We start from the raw sequence: 16,908 nt of genomic DNA, 5'->3' as shown, positions 1-16,908 counted from the left end.
GAATGCTTAGTTCTACTTAAGTGTCCGTAATCTTAACAAAAATAACGTCTCAAACCAGACCAGATAGACTCAGGTCAGGTTTGAGTGGTCATTTAGCACGTTTATTAATCGTCTTGATAAATGCGCTGTCATAGCCTGCGGATTTTACTTGTTCAAGTAAAGTCTGCGTCAGGTCATCGTCAGTAAATGGCCCGAGGAATAAGCGATGCGTATTATTTGTACTCTCGACGAAGCTCGGTGCCGATAAGTTCTGACCGAGGTTTTGCGCTAAAGTTCGCACGCGTTCGATATGTTGTGATGAAACCACCTGAATCACATATTCGAGGGCGTTGTTTTTACTTTTCGGGCGCGGTTTAGTGGGTTTATCGACGGTAATCACTTCAATGCGCACATTGGCGGTTCCTGCTTGGACCACCCCAATTTTATAGGCGGCTGCATAGCTAAGGTCGATGATTCTTCCATCATGGAAAGGCCCACGGTCATTGACTCTTACCACGGTCGATTTGCCATTGTCCGTATTGGTCACTTTGACATAACTGGGAATCGGTAGCGTTTTATGCGCTGCCGTCATCGAGTACATGTCGTAAATCTCACCGTTTGAGGTGAGGTGGCCATGGAATTTTTTGCCGTACCAAGAGGCTTTGCCACTTTCGGTAAAACCTTTAGGGTTTTTAATGATGCGATAGCTCTTACCACGCAGATTGTAATCTTTATTACCCCCGAAGCTGTACGGTTCATATTGCGGATGTGCATCTTCAATATGTTCGACAGACAGTGGTGTATCGGGTGCTTGATCGTCAGACATATCATAGCGCCCCCCCGGAGAGCTACATCCAGCGAGGATTAAAACGAGCAGTAAGTATAAATAAATTCGGTTCATTAAATCGTCTTCGAAAACGCTTTGCGGTGCGTATGGATGGACATCAAAATACCGAAACCGGCCATCAGTGTCACCATCGACGTTCCACCATAACTAATCAGTGGTAGTGGAACACCCACCACGGGTAAAATTCCGCTTACCATGCCTATGTTCACAAACACATAAACAAAGAAGCTCAATACGATACTGCCAGCCATCATACGCCCAAAGGACGTTTGTGCATGGCTAGCGAGATAAAGTCCACGACCAATAATAAATAAATAGAGGCTGAGTAGGACTAAGATGCCGATCATACCCCATTCTTCGGCAATGACTGCAAAGATAAAGTCAGTATGTCGTTCAGGAAGAAATTCAAGTTGTGATTGTGTGCCGTGTAACCAGCCTTTTCCTGACAAGCCACCTGAACCAATCGCAATTTTACTTTGGATGATGTGATAGCCAGCGCCAAGGGGGTCAGATTCAGGATCGAACAAAGTACGCACGCGGGTTTTTTGGTATTCGTGCATCAGGAAGAACCACAGCACAGGCACAAAAGCGCCGATGGCCACGGCCGCTGCAGTAATCAGCTTCCAGCTAATGCCCGCCAAGAAGATTACAAAAATGCCTGAGGCTGCAATCAAAATTGAGGTGCCAAGGTCGGGCTGTTTCGCAATTAGAATGGTTGGAACGAACACCATTACCAACGAGGCGAATAAGGTTTTGAACGAAGGAGGCAGTGCATGTTTGCCGATGTAACGTGCCACCATCAAAGGTACGGCGAGTTTGAGCAGTTCTGAAGGCTGAAAACGGACAAAACCGAGATCTAGCCAACGTTGCGCGCCTTTGGATATTTCCCCAAACAGCAGTACACACACCAACAATATGACGCCGCAAAAAAATAGGATAGGCGCAGCACTCTCATAGGTACGCGGTGGAATTTGCGCCAGAATCACCATGATGATGAGAGCCATGGCCATGCGCATGGCTTGGCGATCCATCATCGCTAGGCTCTGACCACTGGCGCTGTACATCACCACTAAGCCAAATCCCATTAGGGCAAGAACGCCAAGCAGTAGAGGCAGATCAATATGAAAACGCTCAAACAGCGCCCGGTTTTGTCCGGTTGCAGGATCCATCTTCATGGCTGTATTACCTCTTCTTTTGATTCTGCTTTTGGCTCTTCTTCTTTTTTGCCCAAAATCACGTGATCGAAAATTTGTCGCACGACTGGCGCACCATTACTGGAGCCGCCACCGCCATTTTCCAATACGAAGGTGACGATAACTTTGGGATCTTTGACAGGGGCAAAGCCCGTAAACAGAGCATGGTCATGTAAGTGCTCTGCTAACTCACTTGCGTTATATTTTTGGCCTTCCGCCAGACCAAATACTTGCGCTGTCCCTGATTTTCCCGCACTTTCGTAAGGCATATTCTGGAAGGCGCGACGTGCGGTTCCTTTAGCACCATGGTTAACCAGATACATGCCATGGATAGCCATGTCCCAATACTTTTTCGGCACGCCATCAATCGGCGGGTAAGTGGTGTACTCGGTCTCTTTTTGGGTTGAGAACTGTTCACCATTATCTATGGTGGCACGCAGCAGATGCGGGGCAATCACTTTACCGTGGTTAACTAAAACCGACGTCGCTTTGGCAATTTGCATCGGTGTGGCAGTCCAATAGCCTTGCCCAATCCCAACCGGAATGGTGTCACCTTGATACCAAGGCACTTTGTGACGTGCCATTTTCCACTCGCGTGTTGGCATATTGGCTTTACTCTCTTCGTAAATATCAATCCCCGTCAGATCACCAAAGCCAAAGCGCATCATCCAACTGGATAGTTTATCTATCCCCATGTCATAGGCGATTTGATAGAAGAAGGTATCTACCGATTCTTCGAGAGATTTAATGATGTCTACCCGGCCGTGGCCCCAACGTAGCCAGTCGCGGAAAGGCCGAGTATCGGTATTGGGAATGCGCCAGTAACCCGGATCATTACGGGTGGTATTGGGTGTAATGATCCCATCTTGCAGTGCGGACACCGCAATAAACGGTTTGACGGTTGACCCCGGCGGATAAATGCCAAGCGTGGTGCGGTTTACTAATGGACGACGTTTGTCATTGAGTAAATCGCTGTAGGCTTTACCTGAAATACCATGCACGAATGCATTGGGGTCGTAACTTGGGCTCGATGCCATGGCGAGCACGCCATTATCTTTAGGATCGAGAGCGACAATCGAGCCGCGGCGACCTTCGAGCAGCTTGTAGGCATAGAGCTGAAGTTCGATATCGAGATTGAGCACGATATCTTTTCCCGGAATGGGTGGGACGTATTTAAGGGTGCGAATGACACGGCCACGGCTGTTGACTTCGACTTCCTGATAACCAGCGGTACCGTGCAGTAAGTCTTCATAATAGCGTTCAATCCCGAGTTTGCCGATGTCTCGGGTGGCTTGGTAGTTGGCTTTTTTACCTTCTTTGTCCAAGCGTTCGAGATCTTTATCGTTAATCCGCGATACATACCCAATCACGTGGGTCAGTACTTCGCCATAGGGGTAATAGCGTTTGAGGTTAGCGGTGACCGAAACGCCGGGGAATTTATGTTGATTAACGGAAAACTTCGCCACTTCATCGTCGGTAAGCTGAGTCAGTAGCGGTACAGAATTAAAGCGGCGAGTCTGTTTGCGTTCCTTTTCAAAGGCGGCAAGCTTTTCTGGGCTGATCTCTATGAGTTGTTGTAAGCGCGCAATGGTCTCTTCCATATTTGGCACTTTTTCTGGGATCACTTCTAAGTTGAATACCGGACGGTTTTCCGCCAGAAGCACACCGTTGCGGTCAAAAATCAGCCCGCGGTTAGGCGCAATCGGAACGACTTTGATGCGGTTATCGTTGGATCGCGTTTTGTAGTCTTGATATTGGTTGATCTGAATATTGTACAAGTTGGTCACCAGCAGACCCATACAGATCAAGATCCCGACAAAAGAGACGATGGCACGATTACGAAACAGATGCGTTTCGGCTTGATGGTCGCGGATAGGGGTATGCTGGCGTAACATGTCACTCTATTCTCGGTGGTAAGGGTGGTTAGTAGTAATGCTCCACGCACGATATAAACTTTCTGCCATCACCACGCGCACGAGTGGATGAGGCAAGGTCAGTGGAGAAAGAGACCAACTTTGGTCTGCAGCGGCTTTACAGGCGGGCGCAAGGCCTTCTGGTCCACCAATCAGGATCGACACGTCACGCCCATCCAGTTTCCAGCTTTCCAACTGTACTGCGAGCTCTTCCGTATCCCAACGTTTGCCGGGAATATCTAAGGTGACGATTCGATTGCCTTTGGGCACTGCGGCCAGCATCGCTTCGCCCTCTTTTTGTAAGATACGCGCAATATCAGCATTTTTACCGCGTTTACCGGCGGTAATTTCTACCAATTCCAAAGGCATATCATGAGGGAAGCGACGACGATACTCTTGGAAGCCTTCTTCGACCCATTTAGGCATCTTAGTACCGACGGCGATCAGTTGAATCTTCACACTTAACCCCAGAGTTTTTCCAATTGATAGAGTTCGCGTGGCGCTTCTTGCATCACATGCAACATTACGCTACCCATATCCAGAACGACCCATTCACCTTCATTTTCGCCGTTCATACCCAGTGGTTGCAGGCCAGAAAGTTTGGCTTCATTGGCCACGTGTTCAGCGATAGAGGCGACATGTCTTTTGGATGTGCCAGTACAGACAATCATGTAATCAGTAACGCTGGATTTCTCTTTTACATCTAGAGTTACGATATCGACCGCCTTCATGTCGTCAGCTTTGTCGAAAAGAAAGTCTTTAAGTGCTTCACCTTGCAAGAGAATGTCCTCTGAAAATCATCAATAAAATACAGCTTTCGCTTAAAAGGGCGCAGTATATCACGCTTTTAGTGAGGCAAAGGTAGGTTTGCCTGAGGATTGCAGCATTCAAGGCTTAGTTGCTGCAAGATTGGCCATACTGGCTGTTCGTATTGCGTTTTTGCCAGTAATTCAGCCTGAGTTAATATTCCAACCAACCGAAGTAGGGCGCGACTCGGTAAGCGCTGTAAAGCGGCAGAGTAGAGTGGTCTTCGATTCTGCCAGACACGATAGCGATCAAAAAGACTCCCCAAATTACCCAGCTGTTGGCGCTCTTGTTGCCATTTAAGCAGTTGAGTGAGCTCTTTTTGCGCGGTGCGGATCAGAATAATTGGCTCACTCTCTTCGAGCATGAGCTGGCGCAAAATACGCTGAGCTCGGTTGGCTTTGCCTTCTAATAGCGCATCCATCCAGTGATAAGGCGTGAAATGGTTATGGCGGCTCAGCGACTCTTCCAAGCGCACTAAAGTCAGTAGACCATCGGGGTAGAGTAACGCTAATTTTTCGAGACTCTGGGCTAATGCAAAGAGATTACCTTCATGCCACTGCGCCAACATTTGTACCGCTTCGGCATCCGGTTTTAAACCGAGGGCAAAACAGCGCTGCTGAACAAACTGAGGTAAACGGCTCAATTCTGGCGTGAGGCAGTTAACCCAACAGGCTTGCTGCGCAAGCGTTTTGAACCAAGCTGCGTTCTCTTGCGCCTTAGTCAGTTTGGGGCCAATCACCAGCAAGAGAATGTCTTGGTGAAGTTGGCCTACCAGTGCGCTAAGTTCCTTTGCCGTTTGAGCATTGACCCCAGATTCTGGGATCTCAATTTCGATAAGTTGGCGAGATGAAAACAGACTCAGTGCTTGGCAACAGTCATACACCGCGTTCCAATCAAGCCCGGCATCCGCGCTAAATCGGTGTTTTTCCAAAAAACCTTGCGCTTGTGCCGTTTTTTCGATGGCGGTTTTGGCTTCTTGGAGCAGCAGTGGCTCATTACCGAATACGAGGTAAATCGGATAGAGCGTTTTGTGCAGTGATTCAGCCAGTTTTTCAGCGTAAATGCGCATCGAAACTACTCACTGCTGCCTTCTGTTGACACTGGGTTGGCTACTTCTTGCGTATCAACGCGATAGTCAGTGATCCCTTCGCCTTCAATACTTTCATCATCCAACGTTTTACGTGCAAAGTCTGCTTTTAAACGTGCCATCTGGCGCACAATTTGGCTGGCAGCTAGCTTGCGCATTTCATCTTCAATCATGTCACGCTCAACGGATTTTGCTAGGGCTGTTAGAGGGTTATCTAAGTAGCTGCGCGTTACGCTAGTGGTAAAGGTGCGGCTGCCCAGATCAGGTACGGTGACGCGATAGCTTGCGACAAAGGTCAGCTCAATTTCGGCTGCACGCGTGTTTTGATAAAGCGATAGGGTGCGTTCACCAGTACTTTCACTGAGTAGATGTAGATTAGGTAGATCTTCTGCTGGAGCTTGCAGATCGATTTTATTCAAACGTAACTGACGGTGCACCATACGAGTAAAGGTGCTGTATTGGTCATAGCTGGTCAGTGACATACGAGAGAGTTCTTGGGGAATATCGTAATCACCGCGCAAGTGGAAACCACAAGCCGTGAGTAAGCTTGTCATCAGAACCAAGAGTGACCATTTCAAAGTAGGGAAAAGAGTGTTACGCATGGATGCTTCAGTCTCGTTATTAGGCAAAATACTTATCTCAGCTCACCAAGAGCGAAAGCTTGCTGTGCGATAAGCTGAGATAAGTAAACAGGGTGAACCCTGTTTACTGACATTAAAATAAGCCATCAGTTCAGCGAGTGTTCTCATGGCTTAGTGACTCATCGATAAAATGTGAGTTAGTTGGCAACGATGTTCAGCAGTTTGCCCGGTACGTAAATCACTTTACGTACGGTGAGGCCATCAATGAACTTCTGTACGTTTTCATCTTGCATACCGAGCGCTTCAACCTGTTGTTGAGTAGCATCGGCAGCAACAGTGAGTTTACCGCGCAGTTTGCCGTTGACTTGCAGCACGATCAGCTTTTCATCTTCGACCAGTGCGGCTTCATCGTACGTCGGCCAGCTTGCCGTATCGATATTGCTTTGACCCAGTGCCACCCACATTTCGAAACAGATATGCGGTGTGATTGGGTAAAGCATGAGCGTGATGGCTTTGAGTGCTTCATCCAGAATCGCGCGATCTTGCGCTTCGGTCATCGGCGCTTTCGTCAGCTTGTTCATCAGCTCCATGATTGCCGCAATCGCTGTGTTGAACGTTTGGCGACGTGCTACGTCATCCGTCACTTTAGCGATGGTTTTGTGTACATCGCGGCGCAGCGCTTTTTGGTCTGCATTCAGTGCTGAAGCATCCAAAGCGGGAGCTTGGCCGAGCTCAGTGTGCTCACGCACCAGTTTCCATACGCGGCGCAGGAAGCGGTTTGCACCTTCAACACCAGACTCTTGCCATTCCAACGTCATATCCGCTGGTGAAGCAAACATCATGAACAGACGTACTGTGTCAGCGCCGTATTTATCGACCATCTCTTGTGGGTCGATACCGTTGTTTTTCGACTTAGACATTTTGATCATGCCTGAGTGTTCAACTTGACGGCCTGTGGCATCCACCGCAGAAACGATGCGGCCTTTACCATCACGTTCTACTTTAACCTCAGTTGGCGACACCCACTCTTTACCACCTTTGTCATTGGTGTAGTAGAACGCATCTGCCAGTACCATACCTTGACACAGCAGCTTTTTGAACGGTTCATCACTCTTCACATAACCAGCATCACGCAGCAGTTTGTGGAAGAAGCGTGAATAGAGCAAGTGCATACACGCGTGTTCAATACCACCGATGTACTGATCAACCGGCAGCCAGTAGTTGGCTTTTTCGGGATCTAAGATGTCATCAGCCTGTGGTGAACAGTAACGCGCGTAGTACCATGAAGACTCCATAAAGGTGTCGAAGGTATCGGTTTCACGCAGTGCTGGCTCACCGTTAAAGGTGGTTTTTGCCCACTCTTTATCGGCTTTGATTGGGCTAGTAACGCCATCCATCACCACATCTTCTGGTAGGATAACGGGCAGCTGGTCTGCTGGTACTGGGTGTACTTGACCATCTTCAGTGGTCACCATTGGGATTGGAGCACCCCAGTAACGTTGACGAGACACGCCCCAGTCACGCAGACGGAAGTTAACGGTTTTCTTACCTTTGCCTTCGGCTTCCAATTTGGCAGCAATCGCATTAAAGGCAGCTTGGAAATCCAAACCATCAAATTCGCCAGAAGCGAAAAGAACACCTTTTTCAGTGTAAGCCGCTTCAGACACATCCAGCTCGCTGCCATCGGCAGGCTTAATCACAGGGATGATGTCTAGGCCATATTTGGTGGCGAATTCAAAGTCACGTTGGTCGTGCGCAGGCACAGCCATTACCGCACCAGTACCGTAATCCATCAACACGAAGTTCGCGATATAGATAGGTACTTCACGGCCGTTGAGAGGATGGATCGCGGTTAGGCCTGTCGCCATGCCTTTCTTTTCCATGGTCGCGATTTCAGCTTCTGCAACCTTGGTGTTTTTACATTCATCGATGAAGGCGGCGAGGGCTGGGTTATTCGCTGCCGCTTTTGTCGCTAGAGGGTGGCCTGCAGCGATACCGACATAAGTAACCCCCATCAGAGTATCTGGACGCGTGGTGTACACTTCAAGATCGGTGTTTTCACCTTTAACGGCAAATTTCAGTTCCACACCTTCAGAGCGGCCAATCCAGTTACGTTGCATGGTTTTAACCATTTCAGGCCAACCGTCTAGGTTATCCAGATCGTCAAGCAACTCTTGAGCATAAGCGGTGATCTTAATAAACCACTGTGGGATCTCTTTTTGCTCAACCGGAGTGTCACAACGCCAGCAGCAGCCATCTTCCACTTGCTCGTTAGCCAGAACCGTTTGGTCGTTTGGACACCAGTTGACTGATGAGGTTTTTTTGTACACTAAACCTTTTGCAAACAGCTTAGTGAAGAACTCTTGTTCCCAGCGGTAGTACTCAGGGCGACAAGTCGCGAATTCACGATTCCAGTCATAACCAAAACCCAGTAGCTTGAGCTGGTTTTTCATGTATTCGATATTTTCGTATGTCCAAGGTGCTGGCGCAGTATTATTTTTTACCGCTGCGTTTTCAGCAGGCAGACCAAAAGCATCCCAACCAATAGGTTGCAGTACGTTTTTGCCTTGCAGACGTTGGAAACGAGAGACTACATCACCGATGGTGTAGTTACGCACGTGACCCATGTGCAGTCGGCCACTTGGATAAGGGAACATGGAAAGACAGTAGAATTTTTCTTTATTTGGGTCTTCACTTACAACGAAGGTTTTGTTGTTGTCCCAGTGCTGTTGAACTTTGTGTTCAATATCTTGCGGGTTGTATTGCTCTTGCATCGATGACATCCATCTTGGAATTTGTGAGTTCAGTAGGAACGAAGTCTTTCGGTTCGGCATAGAATACAGAAAGCAGGGGGTTACAACAATAGCTAATCCGGCAGCCATCAGGCTTGAGAGAGGTGAGAGATGCCAAAACAGAAAGCAAGTTATGAAGCCTTACTGGAAGAGGTAGTGGAAACACTCAAACACAGCCCAGATGGCGTGAATGAGATCGTTGAATCCTCTGCGAAATATGTCGATGCGGCGAATGATTTGACCAAGGATGAGCTTGCGCTGATCTCCGCTTATGTAAAAGCTGACCTTAAAGAGTTCTCGCAAAGTTTTGAGCAAAGCAAAAGCAGCCCATTCTATCTGATGATCACTAATTCCATCTGGCAGGGGCTACTGGATATTACCGACCGCACCAAAGTGGAATGGGTCGAGCTGTTTGCTGATTTAGAACACCAAGGCTTGTATCAGGCGGGAGATATGATTGGTTTGGGCGTGTTGATCTGTGATCAGTGCGGTCATAAAACCGAATTTAATCACCCAACGGAAATTGAACCCTGTTCGCAATGTGGCGGTAAAGCGTTTAGCCGCCAACCACTGAAACCTTAGTTGGATAAAGCGCTGCAATAAAAAACGGGAAGATAACTTCCCGTTTTGTTTTACTTATCTAGCCCGGCGCTGGCGCCAGAAAGCGAACCCAGCCGCTAAGCCTACCCAGAGGTAGAGTGGCGTTGTGCCCCATAGGAAGTAAGGTGTACTACCGCGAGTCGGGGTGACCGTTGCTTTTAGCACGCCAGTTTCAAATTGTGGCAGCTGAGCCATAATGCGTCCACGCTCATCGGTGACGGCCGTCACTCCATTGTTGGTGGAGCGGACCAGCGGCTTGCCCAATTCTAAGGCGCGCATGCGAGCGATTTCCATGTGCTGTAACGGGCCAATTGAGCGACCAAACCAAGCATCATTCGAAAGCGTCAGTAGGAAGTCGGTTTCCGGCGTCACATTATCGCGTACTTGCTCATTGAAGATGATTTCGTAGCAGAGTGCGGTAACAAATGCGAAACCCTTTGCAATCAAATTCGGTTGCACGTAAGCCCCTTGGCTAAAGGAGGACATCGGCAAATTAAAGAATGGAGCTAATGGACGCAGGATCTCTTCAAACGGCACGAATTCGCCAAAAGGTAACAAGTGGTACTTATGGTAGCGCTGAGTCAGATCATAACGGTATTCGCCATGAGGCGTATCACCGACGGTCAGCACGCTATTGAAGTACTGCTTATCTTCACTTTGATTGATGATGCCAGTAATCACCGCGCTTTGGTTCATACGTGCCGCAGCATCAAGATTATGCAGAAATGAGGAGATTTCATATTCAAAAGCGGGGATCGCCGCTTCTGGCCAAATGATTACATCGGCATCCCAGTTTTCGCGAGTAAGATCGGTGTATTTCATGATGGTTGGCCAGCGCTGGCTAGGCAGCCATTTCAATCCCTGTTCGATATTTCCTTGAATCAAGGCCAGTGAGGCTGTGCGCTCAGTTTGTGGGGTGACCCACTGCATCGCTTGGAGGCCATAACCGGTTGCGTAAACCACAAGAGGGATGCAAGCCATCAGCCAACGGCGATTAAGGACGGCATAAGCTAAGCTACCAGCACAAAACAGCAATAACAGCGTGATGAGCTCTACGCCACCGATGGGGGCAAAGTTGGCAAGAGGGCTATCAATTTGACTGTAACCAAGCCACAGCCAAGGAAAACCTGTCATCACCCAACCACGTAGCCAATCGGTAATCAGCCACAAAGCTGGGGCAGCACACAGCCATTTACTGCGTGAGTTGTTCGGAAACAAGCGATTAAGTAGCCAGCCGAAAAGGCTTGGATAAAGCGCCAGATAGCCGACCAATAGAGTCATTAAAAACAGGCTAGCGATTTTGGGCATGCCACCAAAGGTATCAATACTGACGTGTACCCAACTGATACCCACCGCAAATTGGCCAATCCCCCAGAGATAAGCAATCAAAGCCGCTCGCTTGGCGCTTTGTTGGTGGAGCAGAAGCAGTAGGATAAATGGGCTGAGTAGAGCCAAAGGCCAAAATTGATACGGGGCAAAAGCCAGAGGAGTTATGACGCCAACAAAAGCGGCCGCAAGCGGCCGCATTAGGCGATGAGATAATACGCTGTTCATCGTCTCTTTTCTTTACTCTTACTTAGTAAGAGAGTGGGGACTACTCTTCCGCAACGTGCGAAAGGGCTTCCAGATCGGGAACGGTCACTTGAAGAGCCACCACTCGGCGACTATCCGCCGCTGTCACTTTGAAGTTGTAGCCTGCAATGTCTACGACTTCACCGCGCGTGGGTAAGTGGCCGAATGCCGTCATCACCAAACCACCGACCGTATCCACTTCTTCATCACTGAATTTAGTGCCGAAAGTGTGGTTAAAGTCTTCAATTGTGGTGAGCGCTTTTACTGAGAAGGTGTGTTTGCTCAATTGGCGAATGTCTTTTTGCTCTTCGTCGTCGAATTCATCTTCGATGTCGCCGACGATCTCTTCCAGAATATCTTCAATGGTGACTAGGCCAGATACGCCGCCAAACTCATCCACCACAATCGCCATGTGGTAACGCTCTTCACGGAACTCTTTGAGCAGACGGTCAACCCGTTTACTTTCCGGAACCACGACCGCAGGGCGGATCACTTCTTGGATGTTGAATGGGGCACAGTTAGAGCCTAGATATTTGAGTAAGTCCTTCGCAAGCAGAATGCCTTCCACATGGTCTTTATCTTCGCTAATCACTGGATAACGCGAGTGCTGCGCATCCGTCATGATGGCAACCAAAGCATCTAGGTTATGAGTACGATCGATAGTGACCATTTGTGAGCGTGGGATCATGATATCGCGCACGCGCATCTCGGCGATTTCCATCACACCTTCGAGCATGTCGCGGGTGTCATGGTCAATCAAGTCATTGACTTCAGAGTCGCGAATCACATCGACCAGCTCTTGGCGATCTTTCGGCTCTCCCTGAAAAAGTTGACTTAGGCGTTCAAAGAAGGACTTTCTACTCGGACCTTCCGAATTCTGAGAATTGTCTTCGTTCATTATGTCTCAATTCACTAACGCTATCAGATGTGTGATAGCTCACATAGGCCTTATCTAAAAGGATAAGGGTTACTCTTTTTCTGCCAGATATGGGTCGGTAAAACCCATCTCTTGCATAATTTCGGTTTCGAGAGATTCCATCTCTTCGGCTTCATCATCCTCGATGTGGTCATAACCTAGCAGATGCAGGCTGCCATGTACAACCATATGCGCCCAATGTGCTTGCAAAGGCTTATTTTGCTCAATGGCTTCACGCTCAACGACTTGGCGGCAAATCACCAAGTCGCCAAGCAGATCCATTTCCATCCCCGGAGGAGCTTCAAATGGAAAAGACAGCACATTGGTCGGTTTATCTTTACCACGGTAGTTCAAATTCAGCGCATGGCTTTCTGCTTCATCGACAATCCGAACCGTCACCTCAGCTTGTGGCTGAAACGGTGTGATGGTTCGAGTGAGCCACAACGCAAACTCCGCTTCGCTTGGTAGCCCATGTTCATTTTCGACTGCCAATTGCAAATCCAGTTCAATACTCATGAGGGATTCGACTCATTGTTGTGGCTCAGCGTCATTTCCGCGCGTTGCATTTCGAGTAGTTTATTTTCACGTTCTTCACGACGACGCTGCTCATACTCTTTGCGCTCTTTTTGATCTTGCGCTTCCCACTTTTCATAAGCGTTAACGATACGAGCAACCACTGGGTGGCGCACCACATCGTCAGCTTGGAAGAAGTTAAAGCTGATCTCATCGACTTCATTGAGCACTTCAATCGCATGGCGCAGACCGGATTTCGCGCCGCGCGGTAAGTCGATTTGCGTCACGTCACCAGTAATGACGGCGCGCGAATTAAAACCAATCCGCGTCAGGAACATTTTCATCTGTTCAACGGTCGTGTTTTGGCTTTCATCGAGAATAATAAACGCGTCGTTTAAGGTTCGACCACGCATGTACGCCAGCGGAGCGACCTCAATCACATTACGCTCAATCAGCTTTTCTACCCGCTCAAAACCAAGCATTTCGAATAGAGCATCGTAAAGTGGGCGCAAATAAGGGTCGACTTTTTGGCTTAGATCGCCCGGCAGAAAACCGAGCTTTTCGCCCGCTTCAACCGCTGGACGAGTCAATAGAATTCGGCGAATTTCTTGGCGCTCAAGCGCATCCACCGCGGCTGCAACCGCAAGGTAAGTTTTACCAGTACCCGCAGGGCCAACACCAAAGGTGATGTCGTGCGTCACCATATTCATCAAGTATTGAGCTTGGTTTGGTGTTCGCGGTTTGATCACGCCTTTTTTGGTTTTGACAAACACTTCTTTGCCGTGAGCAATGCTGGATTCGCTGTGTTGTTCAAGCACGCCGGATTCTTTGATGGCAAGGTGAATTTGCTCAGGTTCAATATCGGTAATCTGACCACGCACCGGAGCCGTTTCAACGTAAAGTGTTTTGATGATGTCGAGTGCAGCAGCGGCAGTATGAGGTTGACCCACGATAGTGAAGAAGTTGCCGCGGTAGTTGATTTCGACACCCAAGCGACGTTCAAGGTGCTTGATGTTGTCATCAAAAGGACCGCATAGGCTGGCGAGTCGGTGATTATCGGATGGTTCTAAATTAATTTCTAAGGTTATGATTTTATTGCTCAAATTTGCCTCTCAGTATGTCAATAAACGTCCGATTTTGACCGGACGCTTATTGACAGTGTATACGAGATTAAGGAGTAAATGTAGCAACCCCAAGCTCATCCTCGCGGCGAGTCTTCGCTTTCATTTCAGAGGGAGAGGTCGCGATACGCAGATTCATCTCTTGTTCGGTACGCAGCAGTTCACCGCGCAGTGAGTTCGGGAAAACGTCAACGATCTTCACATCAACAAATTGACCGATCAGATCCGGTGAGCCTTCGAAGTTCACTACACGGTTATTTTCAGTACGGCCACGCAGCTCCATCAGATCTTTTTTCGATGGACCTTCAACCAAAATACGCTGTTCAGTACCCAGCATCAGGCGTGAATAACGCATAGCTTGGCTGTTGATCTGCTGCTGCAGTTCGTACAGGCGTTCTTTCTTCACTTCTTCCGACAGATCGCAAGGATAGTCAGCGGCGGGTGTGCCTGGACGAGGCGAGAAAATAAAGCTAAAGCTCATGTCGAAATCGACATCGCGGATCAGCTTCATGGTGTCTTGGAAATCTTTATCGGTTTCCCCAGGGAAGCCAACGATAAAATCAGAGCTGATTTGAATATTTGGGCGCGCTTTACGTAGCTTACGGATGATGGACTTGTACTCAATCGCCGTATGTGGACGCTTCATCATAGTCAGAATGCGATCGCTCCCACTTTGTACTGGCAAGTGCAGGAAGCTCACAAGCTCAGGCGTGTCTTCGTACACTGCAATAATGTCATCCGTAAATTCGAGTGGGTGGCTAGTGGTAAAGCGGATACGGTCGATGCCGTCAATGGTGGCGACCAAACGCAGTAATTCAGCGAAAGAGCAAATGCCGCCATCGTGAGTGGCACCACGGTAAGCGTTGACGTTTTGACCCAGCAGGTTAACTTCACGTACACCTTGTTCGGCAAGCTGAGCGATCTCGAACAACACATCGTCCATTGGACGGCTGACTTCTTCACCACGAGTGTAAGGCACTACGCAGTAAGTACAGTATTTTGAGCAGCCTTCCATGATAGAAACGAATGCAGTTGGGCCTTCCGCACGCGGCTCTGGCAGGCGGTCGAATTTTTCAATCTCAGGGAAAGAGATGTCCATCACGGGCGCGTCGCTGGTTTGCGATTGCTTTATCATTTCTGGCAGACGATGCAGTGTCTGTGGGCCGAAGATGACATCCACATAAGGCGCACGATCGCGAATCGAGTCACCTTCTTGAGTGGCGACACAGCCACCGACACCGATCACGACACCGGGCTTTTTGTCTTTCAGGTTTTTCCAACGACCGAGTTGGTGGAACACTTTTTCCTGCGCCTTTTCACGAATCGAACAGGTGTTTAGGAGTAAAACGTCAGCTTCCTCGGGTATTTCTGTCAGCTCATAGCCGTTTGCAGCATTAAGCAGGTCAGCCATTTTCGATGAATCGTACTCGTTCATCTGGCAGCCCCAAGTTTTAATTAGCAGTTTCTTACTCATCTCACTTTCGCTCGTTCAATAGTTCTTCAATCATTTGAGCTTTAGCTCACATTCTAGCCGCCCTCTCGGCGGTAAGCGGCGTATTGTACTGCTTTAAAAACCGACTGACTAGTAATTGGCAGAATTCTCTTGTAACCCTTGTTGTGATTGGCTTTTTACCTTATTCCAAGCAAGGTTTTAACGTAAAAAATGTCGCAATATTTCCCTTACTCCGTACAATGCCGTGAAGAGAAAATACTGGGTGGGAAAAGGTATGAGTAGCAACAAATTTGACATCCTCGTAGTGGGGGGCGGCATGGTGGGCGCGGCTGCTGCACTGGGCTTTGCACGCCAAGGACGCAAGGTTGTGATAATTGATTCTGGCGCGCCGCACGCTTTTGAGCCCAGTCAGCCTATGGATGTGCGTGTCTCTGCGATTTCGCAAACCTCGGTAGAACTGCTAGAAGCACTGGGTGCTTGGTCAAGTGTTGTTGGTATGCGCGCTTGTCCTTATCGTCACTTAGAAACGTGGGAACACCCAGAATGTCGTACGCGTTTTTCTTGTGAGTCGCTCGGGTTGCCACAATTAGGTTACATGGTAGAAAACCGAGTCATTCAATTAGCACTATGGCAGCAATTTGCAGCTTATCCGCAGTTGACCTTAATGTGTCCCGAACAATTGGCGCAGTTGAATGTGAGTGCAGAGGGATGCCGTGTTAGCTTGCAATCGGGCGCTGAAATTGAGTGTGATTGGGTAATCGGTGCGGATGGCGCAAATTCCCAGGTGCGCCAACTGGCGCATATCGGCGTAACGGCGTGGGATTATCGCCAACACTGTATGTTGATTAATGTGCAGACGGAGCAGATCCAACAAGAAACCACGTGGCAGCAATTTTTCCCAACAGGGCCGCGTTCCTACCTGCCTTTGGGCGGCAATCAGGCTTCTTTGGTGTGGTATGACACACCGCAGCGTATTCGCAAGCTCAGTGGTCTTAATCCGGAGCAATTGCGTAGTGAAATTCTGCAGTATTTTCCAGCCGAGTTGGGGAATATTCAAGTGTTGCAACACGGTGCTTTCCCATTAACACGCCGTCATGCTCAGCAGTATGTGAAAAATCGTTGTATTTTGATTGGTGATGCAGCACACACCATAAACCCACTAGCAGGGCAGGGCGTCAATTTGGGCTTTAAAGATGTGGCCGTGTTGCTGGCGGAATCACAGGATCAAGTGGTATTAAGTCAGACACGGTTTGAACGCTATGAACGTCGCCGCCGCCCTGATAATCTTCTGATGCAAACGGGGATGGATCTGTTTTACAAAACCTTTAGCAACTCAATTACACCGGTTAAGTTCCTGCGTAATGTCACTCTTGCTCTGGCAGAGCGTTCCGGGCCGCTAAAAACGCAAGTATTGCGTTATGCGCTGGGTTTTTCAAATGGATCTGTATCTTCGTTAAACAGTACGAACCAGTCTAATCAGTAAGCTCTGAAAAACAAAAAACGCTGCACTAGGCAGCGTTTTTTTAACATCACA

15 protein-coding genes are annotated in these 16,908 nt (G+C 48.6%); 2 read left to right on the top strand and 13 right to left on the bottom strand.

Features of this window, described 5'->3' with window-relative positions; all coding sequences use genetic code 11:
* Positions 1-88 precede the first annotated feature (88 nt).
* From rlpA to leuS, 8 genes are all read right to left on the bottom strand, one after another.
* The gene (gene rlpA / locus CEQ48_RS14155; protein WP_001080121.1) at positions 89-880 is read right to left on the bottom strand and encodes a septal ring lytic transglycosylase RlpA; all 792 of its coding nucleotides are present in this window, start codon (positions 878-880) and stop codon (positions 89-91) included.
* A complete protein-coding gene (mrdB, locus tag CEQ48_RS14150; protein WP_000781440.1) occupies positions 880-2,001 on the bottom strand; it encodes a peptidoglycan glycosyltransferase MrdB in 1,122 nt (373 codons plus the stop codon). Before mrdB ends, rlpA begins: the two co-directional genes overlap by 1 nt.
* A complete protein-coding gene (gene mrdA, locus CEQ48_RS14145) occupies positions 1,998-3,914 on the bottom strand; it encodes a penicillin-binding protein 2 (protein ID WP_000945987.1) in 1,917 nt (638 codons plus the stop codon). Before mrdA ends, mrdB begins: the two co-directional genes overlap by 4 nt.
* 6 nt (positions 3,915-3,920) lie before the next feature.
* Positions 3,921-4,391 carry a 23S rRNA (pseudouridine(1915)-N(3))-methyltransferase RlmH gene (gene rlmH / locus CEQ48_RS14140; protein ID WP_000701620.1) on the bottom strand — a complete coding sequence of 157 codons (471 nt, stop codon included), beginning with the start codon at positions 4,389-4,391 and terminating at the stop codon, positions 3,921-3,923.
* A 2-nt stretch (positions 4,392-4,393) separates the two neighbouring features.
* Positions 4,394-4,711 carry a ribosome silencing factor gene (gene rsfS, locus CEQ48_RS14135; protein ID WP_001161137.1) on the bottom strand — a complete coding sequence of 106 codons (318 nt, stop codon included), beginning with the start codon at positions 4,709-4,711 and terminating at the stop codon, positions 4,394-4,396.
* A 68-nt stretch (positions 4,712-4,779) separates the two neighbouring features.
* Positions 4,780-5,808: a DNA polymerase III subunit delta gene (gene holA, locus CEQ48_RS14130; RefSeq protein WP_001223841.1), complete on the bottom strand. Its 1,029-nt coding sequence runs from the start codon at positions 5,806-5,808 to the stop codon at positions 4,780-4,782.
* Between the two features lie 5 nt (positions 5,809-5,813).
* A complete protein-coding gene (locus tag CEQ48_RS14125) occupies positions 5,814-6,428 on the bottom strand; it encodes an LPS-assembly lipoprotein LptE (RefSeq protein ID WP_089071681.1) in 615 nt (204 codons plus the stop codon).
* 176 nt (positions 6,429-6,604) lie between these two features.
* Positions 6,605-9,181, bottom strand: coding sequence for a leucine--tRNA ligase (leuS, locus tag CEQ48_RS14120; RefSeq protein ID WP_001157864.1), 2,577 nt, complete (start codon positions 9,179-9,181; stop codon positions 6,605-6,607).
* 129 nt (positions 9,182-9,310) lie between these two features.
* Between leuS and CEQ48_RS14115 the strand changes: the two genes are divergently transcribed.
* A complete protein-coding gene (locus CEQ48_RS14115; protein WP_001125919.1) occupies positions 9,311-9,781 on the top strand; it encodes a zinc ribbon-containing protein in 471 nt (156 codons plus the stop codon).
* Positions 9,782-9,835: 54 nt separating this feature from the next.
* Here CEQ48_RS14115 and lnt read toward each other — a convergent pair whose 3' ends face one another.
* The 5 genes from lnt to miaB all read right to left on the bottom strand — a co-directional run bounded on the left by lnt (position 9,836) and on the right by miaB (position 15,395).
* On the bottom strand, positions 9,836-11,353 hold the full coding sequence (gene lnt, locus CEQ48_RS14110; protein WP_089071680.1) for an apolipoprotein N-acyltransferase: 1,518 nt from the start codon (positions 11,351-11,353) through the stop codon (positions 9,836-9,838).
* Between the two features lie 40 nt (positions 11,354-11,393).
* Positions 11,394-12,269 (bottom strand): CNNM family magnesium/cobalt transport protein CorC, encoded by an 876-nt coding sequence (corC, locus tag CEQ48_RS14105; protein WP_089071679.1) that lies wholly within the window; start codon positions 12,267-12,269, stop codon positions 11,394-11,396.
* A gap of 69 nt (positions 12,270-12,338) precedes the next feature.
* The gene (ybeY, locus tag CEQ48_RS14100; RefSeq protein WP_000021211.1) at positions 12,339-12,803 is read right to left on the bottom strand and encodes an rRNA maturation RNase YbeY; all 465 of its coding nucleotides are present in this window, start codon (positions 12,801-12,803) and stop codon (positions 12,339-12,341) included.
* Complete coding sequence (locus tag CEQ48_RS14095) at positions 12,800-13,903, bottom strand: PhoH family protein (protein WP_000066204.1); 1,104 nt, start codon at positions 13,901-13,903, stop codon at positions 12,800-12,802. Before CEQ48_RS14095 ends, ybeY begins: the two co-directional genes overlap by 4 nt.
* A 67-nt stretch (positions 13,904-13,970) precedes the next feature.
* Positions 13,971-15,395 (bottom strand): tRNA (N6-isopentenyl adenosine(37)-C2)-methylthiotransferase MiaB, encoded by a 1,425-nt coding sequence (gene miaB, locus CEQ48_RS14090; RefSeq protein ID WP_089071678.1) that lies wholly within the window; start codon positions 15,393-15,395, stop codon positions 13,971-13,973.
* Between the two features lie 253 nt (positions 15,396-15,648).
* Between miaB and CEQ48_RS14085 the strand changes: the two genes are divergently transcribed.
* Entirely contained in the window at positions 15,649-16,857 is a 1,209-nt protein-coding gene (locus CEQ48_RS14085) for a 2-octaprenyl-3-methyl-6-methoxy-1,4-benzoquinol hydroxylase (protein ID WP_198301165.1), read from the top strand.
* Positions 16,858-16,908: the final 51 nt, after the last annotated feature.

It is taken from the genome of Vibrio tarriae (genome assembly GCF_002216685.1).
GTDB classification, from domain to species: domain Bacteria; phylum Pseudomonadota; class Gammaproteobacteria; order Enterobacterales; family Vibrionaceae; genus Vibrio; species Vibrio tarriae.
Note: the sequence above shows the minus strand (reverse complement) of the source record. Positions and strands in the feature narration are given on the sequence as shown.